Here is a 531-nt window from a genome sequence, read left to right as displayed (position 1 = left end):
AGAATAGGGCGACAAAACTTTTGCCAATCCACGCAATGCTGCCGCTGGATGATTAGGACAACTTGATCCCGCCATTGCCGCTAGCCGTCCGCTCGCGTTTTATTGCTATTCTGTCAATCAAGGGTTACCTGAGCATATCAAAACCCAATCAGCAGCGCTTGCTTGGCTAAAAACCATTGGCTTTACCGTCAGTGCAGTTGAGGTAGTACAAAATCCACGCGAGGCTCAAGCCTATTATGAATCGGTAAAGGAGACACGTGGCGATCTGCCGTTCGAGATTGATGGTATGGTCATCAAGGTCAATAGCTTGGCGTTGCAGCAACAGCTTGGTTTTTTATCGCGTGAGCCGCGCTGGGCAACCGCTTATAAATTCCCTGCCGAAACCGTCATGACACGCTTGCATGCTATCGAGTGGCAAGTCGGACGCACTGGCGCGATTACTCCAGTCGGTAAATTAGAACCCGTGAAAGTCGGTGGCGTCACGGTCAGCAATGTCACGCTGCATAACTTTGGTGAGATTCAGCGATGGGA

General features: G+C 50.7%; 1 pseudogene. It reads left to right on the top strand.

From position 1 onward, the window contains the following. Window positions 1-7: 7 nt before the first annotated feature. Window positions 8-531 (top strand): annotated as a pseudogene (gene ligA, locus JMW90_RS13655) (NAD-dependent DNA ligase LigA); the annotation flags it as partial.

The sequence above is a fragment of the Psychrobacter glacincola genome (assembly GCF_904846215.1).
GTDB classification, from domain to species: domain Bacteria; phylum Pseudomonadota; class Gammaproteobacteria; order Pseudomonadales; family Moraxellaceae; genus Psychrobacter; species Psychrobacter glacincola.
This window is presented reverse-complemented; position numbering and strand designations above follow the sequence as displayed.